Origin of the sequence: Bacteroides sp. AM16-13 (genome assembly GCF_003602705.1) — a bacterium.
Lineage (GTDB): Bacteria > Bacteroidota > Bacteroidia > Bacteroidales > Bacteroidaceae > Bacteroides > Bacteroides xylanisolvens.
This window is the reverse complement of sequence record NZ_QTLK01000007.1, coordinates 152,823-171,920: the sequence shown is the minus strand read 5'-3', so window position 1 is coordinate 171,920 and position 19,098 is coordinate 152,823. Positions and strand designations below refer to the sequence as shown.

Annotated in this window: 17 protein-coding genes; 7 read left to right on the top strand and 10 right to left on the bottom strand. The window is 40.2% G+C overall.

Features of this window, described 5'->3' with window-relative positions; all coding sequences use genetic code 11:
- The 4 genes from DW173_RS07685 to DW173_RS07670 form a co-directional block, all read left to right on the top strand.
- Positions 1-1,259: BACON domain-containing protein (locus tag DW173_RS07685; RefSeq protein ID WP_199722827.1), on the top strand; the 1,259-nt coding region annotated here is incomplete at its 5' end.
- A 170-nt stretch (positions 1,260-1,429) separates the two neighbouring features.
- Positions 1,430-2,695, top strand: coding sequence for an ATP-binding protein (locus tag DW173_RS07680; protein WP_009040395.1), 1,266 nt, complete (start codon positions 1,430-1,432; stop codon positions 2,693-2,695).
- Positions 2,696-2,759: 64 nt separating this feature from the next.
- Positions 2,760-3,134, top strand: coding sequence for a YccF domain-containing protein (locus DW173_RS07675; RefSeq protein WP_008021320.1), 375 nt, complete (start codon positions 2,760-2,762; stop codon positions 3,132-3,134).
- A 122-nt stretch (positions 3,135-3,256) separates the two neighbouring features.
- A complete protein-coding gene (locus DW173_RS07670) occupies positions 3,257-4,249 on the top strand; it encodes a YeiH family protein (RefSeq protein ID WP_004312517.1) in 993 nt (330 codons plus the stop codon).
- Positions 4,250-4,369: 120 nt separating this feature from the next.
- On the opposite strand, the gene recA is transcribed toward DW173_RS07670, so the two are convergent.
- From recA to DW173_RS07650, 4 genes are all read right to left on the bottom strand, one after another.
- Positions 4,370-5,404, bottom strand: a complete 1,035-nt coding sequence (recA, locus tag DW173_RS07665; protein WP_004312516.1) for a recombinase RecA — start codon at positions 5,402-5,404, stop codon at positions 4,370-4,372.
- 26 nt (positions 5,405-5,430) lie between these two features.
- Positions 5,431-5,886, bottom strand: coding sequence for a thioredoxin-dependent thiol peroxidase (gene bcp / locus DW173_RS07660; protein WP_004312515.1), 456 nt, complete (start codon positions 5,884-5,886; stop codon positions 5,431-5,433).
- Between the two features lie 28 nt (positions 5,887-5,914).
- Complete coding sequence (locus DW173_RS07655) at positions 5,915-7,108, bottom strand: saccharopine dehydrogenase family protein (RefSeq protein ID WP_004312514.1); 1,194 nt, start codon at positions 7,106-7,108, stop codon at positions 5,915-5,917.
- 90 nt (positions 7,109-7,198) lie between these two features.
- Positions 7,199-8,482, bottom strand: a complete 1,284-nt coding sequence (locus DW173_RS07650; RefSeq protein ID WP_117811436.1) for a hypothetical protein — start codon at positions 8,480-8,482, stop codon at positions 7,199-7,201.
- A gap of 145 nt (positions 8,483-8,627) precedes the next feature.
- On the opposite strand from DW173_RS07650, the gene DW173_RS07645 reads away from it, so the two are divergent.
- Both DW173_RS07645 and dnaK read left to right on the top strand, forming a co-directional pair.
- The gene (locus tag DW173_RS07645) at positions 8,628-9,416 is read left to right on the top strand and encodes an META domain-containing protein (protein ID WP_004312512.1); all 789 of its coding nucleotides are present in this window, start codon (positions 8,628-8,630) and stop codon (positions 9,414-9,416) included.
- Positions 9,417-9,742: 326 nt separating this feature from the next.
- Positions 9,743-11,656 carry a molecular chaperone DnaK gene (dnaK, locus tag DW173_RS07635; protein WP_008021329.1) on the top strand — a complete coding sequence of 638 codons (1,914 nt, stop codon included), beginning with the start codon at positions 9,743-9,745 and terminating at the stop codon, positions 11,654-11,656.
- Positions 11,657-11,761: 105 nt separating this feature from the next.
- Here dnaK and DW173_RS07630 read toward each other — a convergent pair whose 3' ends face one another.
- The 6 genes from DW173_RS07630 to DW173_RS07605 all read right to left on the bottom strand — a co-directional run bounded on the left by DW173_RS07630 (position 11,762) and on the right by DW173_RS07605 (position 17,639).
- On the bottom strand, positions 11,762-14,008 hold the full coding sequence (locus DW173_RS07630) for a cation:proton antiporter (protein ID WP_120144206.1): 2,247 nt from the start codon (positions 14,006-14,008) through the stop codon (positions 11,762-11,764).
- Positions 14,009-14,135: 127 nt separating this feature from the next.
- Entirely contained in the window at positions 14,136-15,152 is a 1,017-nt protein-coding gene (locus DW173_RS07625) for an inorganic phosphate transporter (RefSeq protein ID WP_008644519.1), read from the bottom strand.
- Between the two features lie 15 nt (positions 15,153-15,167).
- Entirely contained in the window at positions 15,168-15,815 is a 648-nt protein-coding gene (locus tag DW173_RS07620) for a DUF47 domain-containing protein (protein ID WP_049703164.1), read from the bottom strand.
- Positions 15,816-15,892: 77 nt separating this feature from the next.
- Entirely contained in the window at positions 15,893-16,528 is a 636-nt protein-coding gene (locus tag DW173_RS07615; RefSeq protein WP_004316898.1) for a DedA family protein, read from the bottom strand.
- 148 nt (positions 16,529-16,676) lie between these two features.
- Positions 16,677-17,108: a hypothetical protein gene (locus DW173_RS07610; RefSeq protein ID WP_120144205.1), complete on the bottom strand. Its 432-nt coding sequence runs from the start codon at positions 17,106-17,108 to the stop codon at positions 16,677-16,679.
- Positions 17,109-17,192: 84 nt separating this feature from the next.
- Positions 17,193-17,639 (bottom strand): GNAT family N-acetyltransferase, encoded by a 447-nt coding sequence (locus DW173_RS07605; protein ID WP_120144203.1) that lies wholly within the window; start codon positions 17,637-17,639, stop codon positions 17,193-17,195.
- Between the two features lie 167 nt (positions 17,640-17,806).
- On the opposite strand from DW173_RS07605, the gene DW173_RS07600 reads away from it, so the two are divergent.
- Entirely contained in the window at positions 17,807-19,066 is a 1,260-nt protein-coding gene (locus DW173_RS07600; RefSeq protein ID WP_120144201.1) for a carboxypeptidase-like regulatory domain-containing protein, read from the top strand.
- The last annotated feature ends 32 nt before the right edge of the window (positions 19,067-19,098 follow it).

Here is a 19,098-nt window from a genome sequence, read left to right as displayed (position 1 = left end):
CGCAAACAGTCTTTGCCGACGAAACGACCCTAAACAACGGTATCAAATTCACAGCTACCGAAGCATGGACAGCTACTATTACCGAAGTGGCAACTACCAAAGCGGCTGCCGGGCGTGTGGATTGGGTGGAATTGAGTGCTTATTCGGGAGGTGCGGGTGAGTTTACATTGACCATGACGTTGCAACCGAACTTGACGGGACAGAGCCGCGAGGCTGAAATCCGTATTGTTTGCGGAGATACCACGATTGTGATTGTTATAGAACAGAAAGGAACAACGCAGGACGGTACTCTCCAAAAAATGATTCGTAAAGTTATTTACGAATACACGGACAATGAGGACGAGTATAAATCTTCGAATGAATATAAAAGTTATGAGTTTAAATACAATTCATTAGGAAGAATTGCCGAATGTGTAAGAAAGAACGGGCCCGATGCGAGTGAGGCAAATCTCAAATATACTGAAACGATTGCTTTCGACTATACGATAGCCAATGAAATCCGCATTCAAAACCGGCGGATTTATCATGATGGAACAAGTAGTGACGGAGAGATTGAAAAAAGCACAGTCATGTTGAATGAGCAAGGATTTGCAACCCGTATCACATTTCCGGTGGATTATGTAGGTTTTGAATATAATGCTGATAATCGTTTGTCGAAAATAGACAATACAAACACAAAGGATGATTACGATAAATTTTGGATAACATTGGGTTATACAGACGGTCTGCTGACAAAAACCGTGTATCATGAAAACTATCATGAGGACGAAGTTTGGGAATATACCGTAGACGAGCTTTATCCCAATCGTTATGCAAATGATAAACTCAACATTGATCCTAACGGTTTCCTGCTGGATATAGATGACGATTATCAGATGCTTTATATTATGCGTTTGTTTGGTAACGGCTCAAAATGCTATCTTGAGAAAATAGATTATGAAATGGACAGTGAAGGGAGGCCGGAATCGATCTACACAACACCGAATGAAACGGTTCATGAGAATTATACTTATATTAAATACACAGAAACAGTCCATCCTGTTGTATATGCGTTTGATAATAATGGCTATGTCACAACTATGAGCTGGAACGAACCGTTTAAAAAAATACGTGTGGATTATGATGTCATTGTAGGAAATACGCTTAAACGCCCTGGGTATCCGGAATACGGTTATGAATACACGACTACCAACGAAAGAGAAACAGAGGTGGAAACCAATAAGAATATCATTAAATATTCATTTATTTATAATAAATGATTCATACGAAACAGATAATCAATCATTAGCTTCTATGACAAAACCATACTTCCGAACCGCTAAATACGGTTCGGATTTTTTGTATATATGAAATAAATAATGGTGTATTTTGTTTTGTATATGAAACAAAAAATATATATTTGTATTCTATATATAAAACAATACCTGATATGAATAAGGAACAAATAAAGCAAATAATTGGTGAAAATCAAGAGTTTGTTAAGGATATAACATTTATGGAACGTCCTTTTACTTTTGAGGATGCGGGTAATTATGTGTTTTTAGGTATTCGCCGGGCTGGAAAATCCTATTTGATGTATCAGCGGATACACCAACTTCTGAAAAAAGGGCATACGATAGAAGAAATACTATATATCAACTTTGAAGATGAACGTTTTATCGGCTTGAAATCGGAAGAGTTGGACGATATAAAATTAGCTTATGAAGAGACTTTTCCCTATCAGCCTATTTTCTTTTTGGATGAGATACAAGTTGTAGACGGGTGGGAAAAGTTCGTTCGTCGGTTGGTAGATAAAAAATATCGTGTATATGTGACTGGAAGTAATGCGAAGATGTTGAGTAGTGAGATTGCTACGACATTAGGCGGGCGTTTTCTTATTCAGGAGGTATATCCGTATTCTTTTCGTGAGTTTCTTCTTTCGCAGGATATAATATTAAAAACAAACTGGCTTTATACTCCAAGTTTACGTAATGAAGTGGTGCGCACTTTTGATGCTTATTTTTATAATGGGGGATTTCCTGAATTGATAGCATTTAAAGATAAACGTTCTTGGTTGAGTGGACTTTATCAGAAAATATTCTTTGGTGATTTGGTGGCCCGTTATGCACTACGTAATTCGGATTCGATGAGTTTGTTGGTGAAAAAACTTGCTGAAAGTGTCATGCAACCCTCTTCTTACAATCGACTTAAAAATATAGTATCTTCAGCGGGAGAGAGTGTGGGGGTGCGAACAGTTATTGACTATGTGGGATATTTGGAAGAAACTTGGCTGATATTCAGTATTGAAAATTATGCAGCTCGTTTTGCGGAAAGAGAGAGTAACCGGAAATACTATTTTATTGATAATGGCATTTTGAATCTGTTTATCTTTAATCCGGAAACTTTGTTGTTGGAGAATTTAGTAGCTGTCTCTTTATATAGAATGGTTGGAAAGGAGCTATATTTCTATAATCAAAATGTAGAAGTTGATTTTTATATCCCTGATCAGAAATGGCTTGTTCAAGCATCATATAATATTTCTGATACTCAAACTTTTACTCGTGAAGTAAATGGGCTTTTGAAAACGGCAAAGTTCTTAAAGGCGGAGAAGTTACAAATTGTGACTCGTAATGAAGAACGTACGGTGGAACAGGATGGTTTTACAATAGAGGTGATTCCCATTTGGAAATGGATGATAATGCTAGAGAATAAGTGACATCAGGGTAAAGTGGATGAGACAACAAAAAGAAAATTGGAAAAATAACTAATACAATTTATATATGGGCTGTTTAATGAATTTATTGTGGTTGTTGCTTGGTGGTATCTTTACTGCTGTTGAATACCTCATCTCAAGCATATTGATGATGCTTACCATTATTGGTATTCCGTTTGGTATGCAAACCTTGAAACTGGCAGGACTTGCTTTGTGGCCTTTCGGTAAAGAAGTAAGAAGTGGAAACCGCTCTGGCGGTTGCCTTTATATATTGATGAATATCCTGTGGATATTTTTGGGTGGCATTTGGATCTGTCTGTCCCATTTGGTTTTCGGGGCTATATTATGTATTACTATCATTGGTATTCCTTTTGGCTTACAGCACTTTAAATTGGCAGCTTTGGCATTATCACCTTTTGGGAAAGACATTATAACAGTGTAAGAGTAGTTGTAGGGAAGCGTATGCTTATAATTAAAAGTTATAATGCATAATTAGAAACTATTGGCGGGTCTTGATTGTTTACCGTACCTTTGCACCCGGAAAACAATTAAAGATAAAAAGATATGATTTCAACAGCTACAAAAACTTTGCAGGCAAATAATAAAATGATTTATGTTGCACTGCTTTCTACTCTGACTTTCTTTCTTTTTTTAGACTATATTCCAGGATTGGAAGCATGGTCGGCTTGGGTAACTCCTCCGGTTGCTTTGTTCCTCGGACTTATTTTTGCATTGACTTGCGGACAAGCGCATCCTAAGTTTAATAAGAAAACCTCTAAATATCTGTTGCAATATTCAGTTGTAGGATTGGGATTTGGTATGAATCTTCATTCTGCTTTAGCTTCCGGTAAGGAAGGTATGGAGTTTACGGTCATTTCAGTGATCGGAACCTTGGTAATAGGTTGGTTTATCGGACGTAAGTTGTTCAAGATCGACCGTAATACAGCTTATCTTATCAGTTCGGGAACCGCTATCTGTGGTGGTAGTGCCATTGCGGCTGTGGGACCGGTATTGAAAGCGAAAGATAGTGAAATGTCTGTAGCACTGGGTACTATCTTTATCTTGAATGCTATCGCACTTTTCATTTTCCCTGCCATTGGTCATGCATTAAATATGGATCAGCAACAGTTTGGAACATGGGCAGCCATTGCCATTCATGACACCAGTTCTGTAGTAGGTGCAGGAGCTGCTTATGGCGAAGAAGCATTGAAAGTGGCAACCACTATTAAATTGACCCGTGCGCTTTGGATTATCCCGATGGCTTTTGCTACTTCCTTTATTTTCAAGAGCAAAGGACAAAAGATAAGTATTCCATGGTTTATCTTCTTCTTCGTGTTGGCATTGGTAGTAAACACTTATTTGCTGGATGGAGTACCACAATTGGGAGCGGCTATTAACGGTATTGCCCGTAAAACTCTGACGATTACCATGTTTTTCATCGGTGCTTCTCTTTCTATTGATGTATTGAAAGCAGTTGGAATAAAGCCTTTGGTTCAAGGAATTTTGCTTTGGGTAATAATCAGCTTGAGCACATTGGCATACATTTATTTTGTATAAGAGGAAAAAAGAGAGAATTATATAAAAGAGAAAAAGGTGGGAGAATGATCGTAGTAAACGATTTTCTCCCACCTTTGTTTATTCAGTTTTAGTCTGTGGATAAAGCAGAATTAAAGCAAATTATTTCTTCTTCAATTCTTCGAAGATTAATCCTTCCAGTTCTTCAGCCAGTTCAGGATTATCCATGATGCATTGTTTGGCGGCATCACGTCCTTGTCCTAACTTAGTATCGTTGTAGCTATACCATGAACCGCTCTTCTTGATGATTCCCAAGTCAGCACCCAAGTCGATGATTTCTCCGGAATGGGAGATACCCTCACCGAACATGATGTCAAATTCTGCTTTGCGGAAAGGAGGTGCTACTTTATTCTTCACCACTTTCACCTTAGTCAGTTTACCGAGAATCTCTTCGCCATCTTTGATCGGTTGGCTACCACGGATATCCAAACGTACAGAAGCGTAGAACTTCAAAGCGTTACCACCGGTTGTTGTTTCCGGGTTACCGAACATAACACCGATCTTCTCACGCAACTGGTTGATGAAAATACAAGTAGTACGTGTCTTGCTCACAGCAGCTGTCAACTTACGAAGTGCCTGCGACATCAAACGTGCCTGAAGGCCTACTTTGTTGTCACCCATGTCGCCTTCGATTTCCGCTTTAGGAGTCAGTGCGGCTACAGAGTCAATAACGATGATGTCGATAGCAGAAGAACGAATCAGTTGTTCCGCAATCTCCAACGCTTGCTCTCCGTTATCCGGTTGAGAGATATAAAGATCATCGATATTTACGCCCAGTTTAGATGCGTAGAAACGGTCGAAAGCGTGTTCGGCATCAATAAAAGCAGCGATACCGCCGGCCTTTTGTGCTTCAGCAATGGCGTGGATAGCCAATGTTGTCTTACCGGAAGACTCCGGGCCATAGATTTCGATGATTCTACCTCTAGGGTAACCTCCAACGCCAAGTGCCACGTTCAGGGCAATAGAGCCTGTCGGGATCACTTCTACTTGTTCAACACTATCATCACCCATTTTCATGATAGAACCTTTACCGAAGCTCTTTTCTATCTTTTCCATGGCAGCCTGTAAGGCTTTTAGTTTTTCGCTTGATGCCATTTTATTATCTGTTTCAAAATTAAGTTCGTCTTTTTTTGCCATACCTTATTCTTATATAATTAATGGAGTTATTGATTTAAAATCTGTGAGGCATGTTCTTTGGTCTTCACTTCTTTGGGAGTGATAATCCGTTCTACGATTCCCTCTTCATTAATCAGGAAAGTAGTGCGGAAAGTACCCATGTAAGCACGTCCGTACAGTTTCTTTTCTCCCCATACTCCAAATTCTTCTACTAACTTTTTGTCAGTGTCAGCAATCAGAGTGAAAGGAAGATTGTTCTTTTCGATGAATTTCTGGTGCGACTTTTCATTGTCTACGCTGACACCGATTACTTCATAGCCGGCTTTACGTAGTTCGGAATAGTTGTCGCGTAGGTTACACGCTTGTGCGGTGCAACCTGATGTACTGTCCTTTGGGTAGAAATACAACACAATTTTTTTTCCTTTATAAGCACTTAAACGGATTTCTTCGCCTTTCTCATTGATACCCAAGACTTCCGGTGCTTTATCTCCTACGTTTATCATAACTTTCTTTTAATGAATAGGTGTACGCTTATAATTCCAAATCCTTGTCGAATTCTTCATGCCAGGGAAGACCTTGCTTATTGAGTTGTTCCATGAACGGATCCGGATTGAATTCTTCTACATTGTTTACACCCGGACGGTTCCATTCGCCTTTGAAGAACATCATGGCTCCAATCATTGCCGGAACTCCGGTGGTGTAGCTTACTCCCTGCATACCGGTTTCCTGATAAGCTTCCTGGTGACTACAGTTGTTGTATACATAGTAAGTACGTTCCTTACCATCTTTCAGACCACGGATACGGCAACCGATAGAAGTTTCTCCTTCGTAGTTTTCTCCTAAATCCTGCGGGTTAGGCAATACAGCCTTCAAGAATTGCAATGGTACAATCTTCATTCCGTTGTAATCAACCTCGTCGATTCGTGCCATACCGATGTTTTGGATAACGCGTAAATGAGTTAAATACTCCTGTCCGAAAGTCATCCAGAAACGTGCACGTTTGATAGTCGGATAATGTTTCACCAAAGATTCCAGTTCTTCGTGATAAAGAAGATAAGAGTCACGCGGACCGATGTTAGGGTATGTCAGGTCTTTGTGGATTTCCAGCGGACCGGTAGTTACCCATTTGCCATTTTCATAATAGCGTCCGTTCTGCGTAATTTCGCGAATGTTGATTTCCGGATTGAAGTTTGTAGCAAAAGCCTTATGATGGTTACCTGCATTGCAGTCTACAATGTCCAGATATTGAATCTCATCAAAATAATGTTTAGCTGCATAAGCAGTATAGATACCGCTTACTCCCGGGTCGAATCCGCAGCCGAGGATAGCTGTCAGACCTGCTTCTTTGAAACGATCGTGATAAGCCCACTGCCAGCTGTATTCAAAATGAGCTTCATCTTTCGGCTCATAGTTGGCGGTGTCCAGATAGTTCACTCCGGCTTTCAGACAAGCTTCCATAATCGTCAGATCCTGATAAGGGAGAGCCACATTAATCACCATTTCGGGTTTGAAATCGTTGAATAAGGCTACCAGCTCCTCTACATTGTCTGCGTCAACTTTAGCTGTTTTTATATTGGGGTTACCTATTGCCTCGACGATTTTATCGCATTTCTCTTTCGTACGACTGGCAATCATGATATCTGTAAATACATCGGCATTTTGTGCCACTTTGTGTGCAACGACAGTGCCAACACCGCCTGCACCAATAATAAGAACTCTACCCATTTCTGTATTTAATGAATTATAATTTATGATTTATTGGTTTGGCAAATATACGTGATTATTTTCAGATAATCATTGCGCAGCTACTCCTTTTTATTTGTAACGTTGCAAGGTTCCGTTTTCGAATTCCAGCGTTTTGCCATTGTAGAACCAAGTTTCGAAACGACTGTCTTTTTTCAGCTCGATTTCTATCGGATCACCAATGGACAAACGACATTCTACCGTACTCATCCCTGCCTCCAAATCTCCCCGGGAGATAATCTGCCAACGTTTTTCTGTAATGCCCGGATATTTCTTATGTATATCCTCGAATCCGAAAAAATCTTCGATATAATTATCATTTTTGACAATCACGTCATATTTCAGATCTGTTTCCAATTCATAGATTGCCCCGTCCCTATCCGTTAATGACAGGGTAGCCAGGCTGCCGGGGGGAGATAATTTAATCTCTTTTATTTGCAGAACCGTATATCGGGGCAAGTGAACACGTGATTCGGTCTGCTTATCTTCAAAAGATACGATTCTTTTGGCCGGCAGCATCTTTTTAGGATAAACGGTCATTCCCAAGTATTTATTTTTCAGGCTTTCAATAGTACCCAGACTCTTGTTAGTGAAACTGAATGCATTTGAAAAATATTTCATTCTCTTTTCGCCTTGAAAATCATTCAGGTCCATGCCGGAGTTCGTTCGCGAGAGAGCGACTTCCAAATAATAAGAATGTCCCTGTGTATCTTTGAATACGATTTTCACTGGATATGCCTGACTGCCGACTCCAATAGCGGTAATTGTAGCTTCCGTATTGACAGGAATTGCTATATTCTGATAGCCGGAATAATTGTTGGCATCGTCTACCCGGGCACTTTCAGATTGTATATAGACTGTTTTTCCTATTAACAACTCTTTGGCAGTATCTACATCTTTCAGATAAACCAATCCATTGATACCGGCACGGGGAGCCTTCTCGCAAATCTCGTCCAGCCTCATGTTCTTTATGTCATAATAATATTTTTCTCCCTCACATTCGAATACGAAGCGAGTGGAATAGTTAGTCCCGGTTGATATATTTTGAGCCTTCTCTTCTGTTCCCGTGAAAGTGAGAATTTTGTGCTTCAGCAGGCTGTTGTCTATTCCTTTTTCGGTGTCGTAGCTGGAAAGAGTAGGAAGGAACATGTTCCGTGTAGAAGGAACAAACATAAACTTCATTCCGGGTGTCCATTTACACAGCGGTTGCAGTGGAAAGTTATTCTTGATGAATTGTTCTTCTTCACCTACAGGGATTTCCTGCGTGGAAGGAGTAGTGACAATGTAATCACTTTGAGCTGTGATAGGACACGTGCCACAACAGAATAGAATTAAAGACAGGACAATTATTCTCATATTTGTTTACTTTAAGTGAACTATGTAAATTGTTCGTTTGTTGTATATCTACTGGCAAATGTATATATTTTATGTTGTATTGGATGTTATTTTCCAATCTTTTTGATATCTTTGCCCCCGATTTTAACTTAAACGTTATAACAATATGAAGAAAGTATTTGTTTCAATTTGCATGGCTGGTGCAGCACTTGCAATGTCTTCGTGCCGTTCGGTTGAGAAGGCAATTCCTCTGTCATCTATCAATGGTGAATGGAATATTATAGAAGTCAACGGCTCGAAAATTGCTCCGGGCGAAAGTAGAACCCTTCCTTTTATCGCTTTTGATACAGCGACCGGTCGTGTGTCCGGCAATAGCGGATGTAATCGTATGATGGGCAGTTTCGATGTAAATGCGAAGCCGGGAAGCCTTGAACTTACAGGGATGGCTAGTACCCGAATGATGTGTCCGGATATGACTACTGAAAATAATGTATTGAATGCTTTTGCGCAAGTAAAAGGATACAAGAAGGCAGGTAAAGATAAGATGTATCTTTGCAATTCGTCCAACCGTCCGGTTGTCGTTCTACAAAAGAAGGAGGCTGATGTGAAACTTTCAGTTTTAAATGGAGAATGGAAAATTAAAGAAGTGAATGGTGAGGCAATTCCTTCCGGTATGGAAAAACAACCTTTCATTGCTTTTGATGTGAAGAAAAAGACCATTCATGGCAATGCCGGATGTAATTTGATTAATGGTGGTTTTGAAACCAGTACAAGTAATGCCAAATCTATTTCTTTCCCGGGAGTAGCAAGCACAATGATGGCTTGTCCTGATATGGAAACAGAAGGTAAGGTGCTGAAAGCTATCAATGAAGTGAAATCATTCGATGTGTTGTCCGGTGGTGGCATTGGTTTGTATGACGCAAACGGTGCATTGGTCATCGTGCTGGAAAAGTAATAAAGAAGAGTTATATATAATAGGATATGCCTGTGTCGCACTTGACGATACAGGCATATTTTTTTTCCTTTATCGAACCAGAGTCGCCTGTATTTGTTTAAAGAAACAGTTGTTGATTGGCTTTGAATATGACTATGTCAGCAGTGTTTATTTATTAAAACTGTCTTTTTGGCAGATATTATGTCATGCATTCGTATAATTTCCTTTTGGCACACGGTTTGCTTTTTAATAAGCGTCCGTTCGCGGCGAAGCTCCCTGATAAGAGCAGAGAAACAACCGGACAAAAAGAAATCATTGAATAAATAATAAATAAAAAAATAACGATCATGGGAAAAATTATTGGTATTGACTTAGGAACTACAAACTCTTGTGTTGCCGTATTCGAAGGTAACGAACCTGTAGTAATTGCAAACAGTGAAGGTAAGCGTACAACTCCTTCTGTTGTCGCTTTCGTTGATGGTGGCGAACGTAAAGTGGGTGATCCTGCAAAACGTCAGGCTATTACGAACCCTACACGTACAATCTTCTCTATCAAACGTTTCATGGGTGAAAATTGGGATCAGGTACAAAAAGAAGTGACTCGTGTTCCTTATAAAGTAGTGAAAGGTGACAACAACACTCCGCGTGTTGACATCGACGGACGTCTGTATACTCCGCAGGAAATCTCTGCAATGATTCTTCAGAAAATGAAGAAGACTGCCGAAGACTACCTTGGACAGGAAGTAACAGAAGCAGTCATCACCGTTCCTGCTTATTTCTCCGACTCTCAACGTCAGGCTACAAAAGAAGCCGGACAGATTGCCGGTCTGGAAGTAAAACGTATTGTAAACGAACCGACAGCCGCAGCTCTTGCTTACGGTCTGGATAAGGCTCACAAAGATATGAAGATTGCTGTATTCGACCTTGGTGGTGGTACATTCGATATCTCTATCCTCGAATTTGGTGGTGGTGTATTTGAAGTACTTTCTACAAACGGTGATACTCACCTTGGTGGTGACGACTTCGACCAGGTAATCATCAACTGGTTGGTACAGGAATTCAAAAACGATGAAGGTGCTGACTTGACTCAGGATCCGATGGCTTTGCAACGTCTGAAAGAAGCTGCTGAAAAAGCTAAGATTGAGCTTTCTTCTTCTACAAGTACAGAAATCAACTTGCCGTATATCATGCCGGTAGGTGGTGTGCCTAAGCACTTGGTGAAGACTTTGACTCGTGCAAAATTCGAATCTCTGGCTCACGAATTGATCCAGGCTTGTCTTGAACCATGTAAGAAAGCAATGAGCGATGCAGGTCTGAACAATGCTGATATCGATGAAGTAATCCTTGTTGGTGGTTCTTCACGTATTCCGGCTGTTCAGAAGTTGGTAGAAGATTTCTTCGGCAAGGCTCCTTCTAAAGGTGTGAATCCGGATGAAGTGGTAGCTATTGGTGCTGCTGTACAGGGTGCTGTTTTGACAGATGAAATCAAAGGTGTAGTATTGTTGGATGTTACTCCGTTGTCAATGGGTATCGAAACACTGGGTGGTGTAATGACTAAGTTGATCGACGCTAACACTACCATCCCGGCTCGTAAGAGTGAAACATTCTCTACTGCTGCTGATAATCAAAGTGAAGTTACGATTCATGTATTGCAGGGAGAACGTCCGATGGCCGCTCAGAATAAATCAATCGGTCAGTTCAATTTGTCAGGTATTGCTCCGGCCCGTCGTGGTGTTCCTCAAATTGAGGTTACATTCGATATCGATGCGAACGGTATCTTGAAAGTATCTGCTAAAGATAAGGCTACTGGTAAAGAACAAGCTATCCGTATCGAAGCATCCAGCGGTTTGAGCAAGGAAGAAATCGAAAAGATGAAGGCTGAAGCTGAAGCTAATGCTGAAGCAGATAAGAAAGAACGTGAAAAAATCGATAAGCTGAACCAGGCTGACAGCGTAATCTTCCAGACTGAAAATCAGTTGAAGGAATTAGGTGATAAGTTGCCTGCTGATAAGAAAGCTCCGATTGAAGCTGCTTTGCAGAAATTGAAAGATGCTCACAAAGCACAAGACTTGGCTGCTATCGATACTGCTATGGCAGAAATCAATACTGCCTTCCAGGCTGCAAGTGCTGAAATGTACGCACAGGGTGGTGCACAAGGTGGTGCACAGGCTGGTCCTGATATGAACGGTGGTGCTGGTCAGCAAGATAATAGCAAGCACGGGGATAACGTTCAGGATGCTGACTTTGAGGAAGTGAAGTAAAGATCGCTGAATATACAATAAATTAAAATAAGAGAGCTGTAGATTAAATGTTTACAGCTCTCTTTTGTTTTATATGTAATGTGATTTATTTGAACCCGGACTTTATTACAGTATTTCTCTAATCTTCTCGCGGTTCCCCACAATCCAAACGAGATCTCCTAATTGGAAAGCCGTATCTTTATCCAGAGGGATCAATTCATTATTCCGTTCAATAGCCACAACGATACCGTCGTACTTTTCTCCCAAATGAGACTGCGCAATGGTTTTATTTAAGAAACGGAATTCATCATCTACAGTGAAAGAGTGGAGCGTCATCTTTTTATCTACTGCATCCGTATCTATTGTGTTTTTTACATCTTCAATTCTATTTCTGAACTCCTGCAATTGCATATCCGTACCGACTACAGTCAGTTTATCCTGCGGATAAATAGGTTCAGAACTTTTCGGAATGTATATATTCAAATCACCACGCGTGATTGCAACCACATTCACTCCAAAATTTTGCCTGAATGAAAGTTCTCCTAAAGACTTGCCGATGTAATCGGAATAAGGCGATACTACGACAGACGTCAAATCAAGGTCCTTGTCATTGAACTCGCTATTGAAACTTGTTTTTAGCGGGTGTCGTTTTTTAGCAGCCTCTTCCCGTCGGTTAAGATTGGCTAGGAATCTCGTTTCCAATCGTGAATATTGCGTGAGGTCTTCCCTAAGAATAAGAATCAATGCCACAACAGCTATGGCAATAATCACACTTATTCCCCAGTTCAGCTTGAAATAGCTGATAACTACGCTAGTGATAAAGAAAAGAGCAACAGATACCCGGCCTAGAACGAGAGAAACCAGTCGTCCGTGATTGTAATTCTCATCTCTCCATAGCTTCAGGAATAATTCGGAAGAGTTGTATTTGTTGGAGATGAGTGCCCACAAAAAAGGAGTCATAAGCAAAAGGGTACCCAGACACATCACCAGATTAATCCATAGGGTAACAGGAGCAAACATTTCACTGATGGCGGGATAAATGATTTGTATAGACAGCAGCCAGATAGCAGTGAGCAATACGCTATAAATAATAACCCTGCCAATCATGTTTTTTAGTAATTTCTTCCAGTCACTATCGTGGTTCATGGTCTTCTTGCCGGAAGCATAACGATCTAATGTCTCCTGTACTTTAGTAGGCAATATTTTGTAAAGCCATTCGGCAAAAGGGTTGGCTAAACGGATAAAATAAGGAGTCGTGAAAGTGGTGATAACAGATACAGCCACAATGATTGGTGAAATAAACGGATCGAGCACTTTGAGCGAAACACCCAGTCCGGCAATGATGAAAGCAAACTCTCCAATTTGTGCCAGGCTGAATCCGGATTTGATAGAAGTGTTCAGTGGCTCTCCGGATAAGAGTACGCCAAATGAAGAGAAAATGGCTTTACCGATAATGGTAACCAGAGTAATGATGATAACAGGCCAGGCATATTCTACCAATACCGCCGGATTCACCAGCATACCGACTGATACGAAAAAAATAGCTCCGAAGAGGTCTTTTACCGGTTGTATGATATGTTCGATGTGCTCGGCTTCGATGGTTTCGGCAAGGATAGATCCCATGATAAATGCACCTAACGCCGTTGAAAAGCCTGTATAGGTGGCCAATACCACCATTCCCAGACAAAGACCGATTGAAACAATCAAAAGCGTCTCATTATTCATCAGCTTCTTTGCTTTTTTAAGAAAAGCCGGAATAACGAAAATACCGATGAGAAACCACAGGATTAAAAAGAAAACGACTTTGAGAACACTAATCAATAAGTCTTCACCCACAAAGTCCTGACTTACCGCCATTGTAGAAAGAAGTACCATCATTAAAATGGCAATCAAATCCTCCACTACCAGAGTACCGAATACGATGCCCGTGAAACGCTGGTTGCGTAACCCCAAATCATCAAAGGCCTTGATGATAATTGTGGTAGACGACATAGACAACATTCCCCCAAGAAAGATGGAATTCATTGTGCCCCATCCTAACAATTGTCCTACCAGAAAACCTATGAGCAACATACTGACGACTTCGGTGGTGGCCGTAATAAAAGCTGTGGAACCTACATTCATGAGCTTTTTAAAACTAAACTCCAGTCCAAGTGCAAAGAGCAGGAATATAACACCTATTTCCGCCCATATATTGATATTTTCGATATCTCCCACTGTGGGGAAAATATTTATATAAGGCCCCGCTAGTAATCCGGCAATGATGTAACCTAAGACTAAAGGTTGTTTCATCCATTTGAACAGCAAGGTTATTACACTGGCCGATATTAATATCAGCGCAAGGTCGGCAATCAAAGTTGGTAAATGTGACATTTAGTGATGGATTTATTCATTTTTTTCTTCCTGATAGTTAGACAGAAAAGAGCCAAGGGACATGGATGTTCAGCTCTTTTCTTTTTCGAGAGTGTCGGCAGTCAATTATTCATTATATTGTTTTCCTCTATAAAAAGAGGGAAACAATATAATAGATAGCTGCTGCCAGGAGTCCACTGACCGGAATTGTAAGAATCCAGGCAGTCATGAGACTTTTTGTTATTCCCCAGCGAACGGCAGACAAGCGTTTGGTTGCACCTACTCCGATGATTGCACCTGTGATAGTATGTGTAGTACTAACGGGGATTTTCAGCATTTCCGTGATGTAAAGAGTGAAAGCACCAGCTGTTTCGGCAATCACTCCTTCCAATGGGGTTACTTTGGTGATTTTGGTTCCCATTGTCTTTACTATTTTCCAACCTCCGGACATGGTGCCGAGTGAGATAGCGGTGAAGCACGAAAAAGCAACCCAGTCGGGAAGGTCATTGATGCTGTTGATACCCATACCCAATCCCATAGAATGGGCGGCTATCATGGCAGCGGCAATAATACCCATTACTTTCTGTGAGTCATTCAATCCATGTCCGACACTGAAGAGGGCGGAAGAAACGAGCTGCAACCTCTTAAACCAGACTTCAGCTGTATGAGGATGTGCACGCCGGCAGATGTAAAGAACAAACAGAGTGAAACCGAAAGCAATCACCATTCCGATAAAAGGAGCCAGAAAGATGAAAGCTGCAATTTTAAGAATGATATTAAGTTGAATTGCTTCAAACCCGTTTGCCATAATGGCAGCTCCTGCAAATCCTCCGATAAGCGTATGTGAGGATGAAGACGGGATACCTTTCCACCATGTTACCAGGTTCCAGGTGATGGCTGCTATTACTCCTGCCAATATAATAGGTAAAGTGATATATTGTTCTACCACCGTTTTGGATACTGTGTTGGCAATACCGAATCCGCCTATTATGTATTTGGCAATGAAAAAAGCAACGAAATTGAAGAAAGCAGCCCATAGTACAGCTTGAAAGGGCGTAAGCACCCTGGTAGATACGATTGTAGCTATTGAGTTTGCTGCATCGTGAAAGCCGTTGATATAATCGAATATCAGAGCCAGAATAATGATAGTCACTAATAATTCCATGTGTTCCGGCTTACTTTATGCGTACTTTACAATCAGGTTTTTCAGAATCTTGCCTACGTGCTCTGCGGCATCGGTCGTTTTCTCCAGTTCATGCATGATTTCTTTAATTTTGATAAGTTCAATGCAATCCTTTTCTTCTTCAAATAGCCTGGTGATAAAGAATTCATATACGTCATCTGCCTGATTCTCGATTTCATGTAATTTTGAGCAATATTCCCGGAGAAGAGTCGGTTTCTTACGGAATGTTTCAAGTTCGTCCATGGCTTTACAGATGTAGGTCGCTTCTTCCTGAATCAAACGGCTCAATTCTTTGCCGTTCTCCGAGATAGGACGGGGATTGTAAATAGAGATTCGTTTGGCACAACTATTTATTCCGTCGATGACATCATCCATACAGGAAGCTAAGTCATGAATATCTTCACGGTCGAAAGGAGTGATGAATGTAGTGCCCAATTCATCAAAAATCCGATGCGTCAGTTTGTCCCCTTCACGTTCCAGCTCTTTGATTTTCTTGTAGTAGTCTGCACGTTCTGTAGGTGAGTCATGTTGCAAGCTTTCTGTTAAAACAACGGATGCTTCACAAAGCACTTCTGAAAGTTGTTTCAGCAATGGGAAAAATTTGGGCTCCTTTGGAGTAAACCGGCTAAAAAAAGAATTTTTCATAAGTGTAAAAACTTTAAATTGTTTTTTCTTCTCTATTTATATTAGTAACAAATGAATACAGATTATAGTTTGGTGTTTTAAGACTTTAGTTTGGCCCGTACTACCTCTATGATTGCAGGTAATATAGAGATGAATATGATGGCAACGATCAGCAGTTTCAAGTTCTCCTGTACAAACGGAAGGTCTCCGAAGAAATAACCGGCGTAGCAGAAGATGCCGACCCAAGCCGCACCACCCGCTAAATTATACATCATAAAATAGTAATAGTTCATCTTTCCCATTCCTGCAACGAAGGGAGCAAACGTGCGTACTATCGGGACGAATCTGGCAAGAATAATTGTTTTCCCACCATATTTCTTATAAAATTCGTGTGTCTTCTCCAGATGGCTTTGTTTGAATATCTTGGAATTGGGATTATTAAAAAGCTTTCGACCGAAGAAATGTCCGATCATGTAATTGCAGGAATCGCCTAATACGGCAGCGGCAAATAAAATGATAACGAGTATATGCACACTGATAGGCATGTCAGGTAAGGCAGAAATAGCTCCTGCGACGAAGAGTAGAGAATCACCGGGAAGAAAAGGAGTGACCACTAATCCGGTTTCACAGAAGATTATAAAAAACAAAATGGCATACGTCCAAGCATGATAATCACGCACAATCATAACCATATATTGATCGATATGAAGGATGAAATCCAATAAAAAGTCCATTTTATATACTTTGGTTGTTATGGTAAAAAAAGAATGTCATTGGCTTCCAGACCATAGTGAATACTCTTTTCACTTAAATGGAGGATGCAAACAGAAAGTGAGGCATCAAAGACTGGAATAGTCTTATGCCGGAAAAAATATAAAATGGCTAAATGAGTATGCGACCTAATGAATAGATATGATATCTATCAGAATATTTAAAAAGATTGGTATAATATGAAAAACCTGTCCATTGGTTTTGAGGAAGCTGAATCTTCAGAGAGCTTAGTATACGGATAGTGACAGAAGGAATATTGAATCGTAGTATCTTTAAAGGAGAGAGGTGGCGGAAGGAGAATGGATTTAAAACGCCATTATCGTTATTGTAATCTTGCTTTCCGGTGTATTCTTTTGTTTTGACTAGTTTCTGTTCTTTATCCAGCTGTATGATATTAGTTTTGGAGGTGTATGATTTGGTATAGGTTTGTATACTGGTACTACCGGTTTCTAACCGGTATGCCTCCTGTGCTTCATCGGAAATCAGATGGAATCCCCAATTCAGAAATACGCCTAATAGTATACAGAATATGTACTTCATCATAACGGTCGCAAAGGTAGAAACTATTTTTATATGAAATACATATTCACAAGCATAATTAACAATTATATCAGTGACTACCGGAAATTATTCTTTGAGCCAACTCATCGTAAATTTCATCGGAGTATAGGTTATCCCGTTGGTACATTGTTTCCCGGCAATCTTGTCGAAACCCAGACTTTGATAAAAAGGAATAGCGTACGTGGATGAATTAACAGTCATTTCATCTACCGGACAATCATTGATAGCGAAACAGAATAACTGTTTGCCGATACCTTTGCATTGGTACTTTTTTCGGATAAAGAATAAAGAAAGATGTTTCCCTTCATGCTTTGTCCCCATGATGCCAACCAGATTCTTATCCTCAAAAGCACCATAAATCACTAATTCATTCATCAGTTGCTCGCTGGAGATAAAGCTTTTGAATGAATTCAAACCTTCTTCATCGAAGTCTTCCGCTCCGCATTGTATATATACCTCCAATGCTAACGATGCAGCTAGGGCGTATTCGGTCTTGTCTAATTTGCGTATCATAGTGATTGCTTTTATCATTAATTTGCCGGGAAAATTACTATTAATTTCCGGATATGGTATTGAAATCTGATTTCTTTTTCTTTTTTTTGTAAAAGCTGTAGGGTATTTCCGGTTTGAGCGCTCTTATTAGTAGAAACGCAATTTATTTACCTTTAAAAAGCATCAGTATGAAGAATGTAGAAAAACACTTGGTTGGATGGCTATCAGTTTGGTTACTGCTTTGTAGCTATCCTGTGTGGGCGCAAGGAGATGCCGGAGATTATCTTACGATCGTTGGTATGGTGAAAGACAAGCAAAATAAAAAAGCTCTGGAGAACGTAAATGTATTGGTGCATGGTAGCAATATCGGTACTGTGACCAATGCGGAAGGAGAATTTGCTTTGAAGATAAAAAAAACGGAAACCCCGCGTGAACTGGACATTTCACATATCGGTTATGTAAATACTCATATCTCTTTGGAGAAAGAAACAGCTGCTATGTTGACAGTTTGGTTGACGCCTCATTCCAATCTATTGAATGAAGTGGTGGTATTTGCCGAAAATCCACGTATAATTGTAGAGAAAGCAATCAATAAGATCCCTTTAAATTATAGTGATAAGCGTGATATGTTGACAGGATTTTACCGGGAAACCGTACAGAAAGGGCGTCGATATATCGGTATATCGGAAGCTGTGCTCGATGTATCCAAAACAGCCTATACCAATAGAAATATTAACTATGACAAAGTACGGGTGGAGAAGGGACGTCGCCTGCTTAGTCAGAAAGCAAGTGACACATTAGCTGTCAAAGTTGTGGGTGGACCTAATCTGGGGGTCACTTTGGATGTCGTGAAGAACAAGGGAGCGTTACTCGATTTTGAAGAATTGAATAATTACGAATTCTGGATGGCAGAATCCATGCTTATAGATAATCGTATGCAGTATGTTATTAATTTCCGCCCTAAAGTCATTCTTATGTACGCTTTATTATACGGTAAATTGTATATCGATCGTGAACGGTTGTCATTCACCCGTATAGAAATGAGTCTGGATATGCAGAATAAATCGAAGGCGACTACCGCTATTCTGTATAAGAAACCTCTCGGTCTAAGATTCAAACCGCAAGAACTCTCTTACCTGGTCACTTATAAAGATGTAGATGGAAAAACGTATCTGAACTATATTCGTAATACGATCCGTTTTAAATGTGACTGGAAGCGGAAGTTATTTTCCACAAGCTATACGGTAGCTTCCGAAATGGTAGTGACCGATAGAAAAGAAGGAGTATTGGAGAATATACCCAACAAAGAAGCTTTCAGCCTGAATCAAATATTTTATGATAAGGTAGACGAATACTGGAATCCGGATTTTTGGGGAAACTACAATATTATCGAACCTACGGAATCTTTAGAGCACGCAGTGGATAAATTGAAAAAGCAATCGAATTGAAACAGGGATAGTTTTCTTATATTTGAAGTCAA

Coding starts and splice junctions, on each gene's coding strand:
- DW173_RS07625 (WP_008644519.1), bottom strand. CDS start 15,152: ATGGAATTATTAGTGACTATCATTATTCTGGCTCTGATATTCGATTAT.
- bcp (WP_004312515.1), bottom strand. CDS start 5,886: ATGATAAACGTAGGAGATAAAGCACCGGAAGTCTTGGGTATCAATGAG.
- dnaK (WP_008021329.1), top strand. CDS start 9,743: ATGGGAAAAATTATTGGTATTGACTTAGGAACTACAAACTCTTGTGTT.
- DW173_RS07600 (WP_120144201.1), top strand. CDS start 17,807: ATGAAGAATGTAGAAAAACACTTGGTTGGATGGCTATCAGTTTGGTTA.
- DW173_RS07675 (WP_008021320.1), top strand. CDS start 2,760: ATGGGCTGTTTAATGAATTTATTGTGGTTGTTGCTTGGTGGTATCTTT.
- DW173_RS07650 (WP_117811436.1), bottom strand. CDS start 8,482: ATGAGAATAATTGTCCTGTCTTTAATTCTATTCTGTTGTGGCACGTGT.
- DW173_RS07610 (WP_120144205.1), bottom strand. CDS start 17,108: ATGATGAAGTACATATTCTGTATACTATTAGGCGTATTTCTGAATTGG.
- DW173_RS07680 (WP_009040395.1), top strand. CDS start 1,430: ATGAATAAGGAACAAATAAAGCAAATAATTGGTGAAAATCAAGAGTTT.
- DW173_RS07605 (WP_120144203.1), bottom strand. CDS start 17,639: ATGATACGCAAATTAGACAAGACCGAATACGCCCTAGCTGCATCGTTA.
- DW173_RS07670 (WP_004312517.1), top strand. CDS start 3,257: ATGATTTCAACAGCTACAAAAACTTTGCAGGCAAATAATAAAATGATT.
- recA (WP_004312516.1), bottom strand. CDS start 5,404: ATGGCAAAAAAAGACGAACTTAATTTTGAAACAGATAATAAAATGGCA.
- DW173_RS07645 (WP_004312512.1), top strand. CDS start 8,628: ATGAAGAAAGTATTTGTTTCAATTTGCATGGCTGGTGCAGCACTTGCA.
- DW173_RS07630 (WP_120144206.1), bottom strand. CDS start 14,008: ATGTCACATTTACCAACTTTGATTGCCGACCTTGCGCTGATATTAATA.
- DW173_RS07620 (WP_049703164.1), bottom strand. CDS start 15,815: ATGAAAAATTCTTTTTTTAGCCGGTTTACTCCAAAGGAGCCCAAATTT.
- DW173_RS07655 (WP_004312514.1), bottom strand. CDS start 7,108: ATGGGTAGAGTTCTTATTATTGGTGCAGGCGGTGTTGGCACTGTCGTT.
- DW173_RS07615 (WP_004316898.1), bottom strand. CDS start 16,528: ATGGACTTTTTATTGGATTTCATCCTTCATATCGATCAATATATGGTT.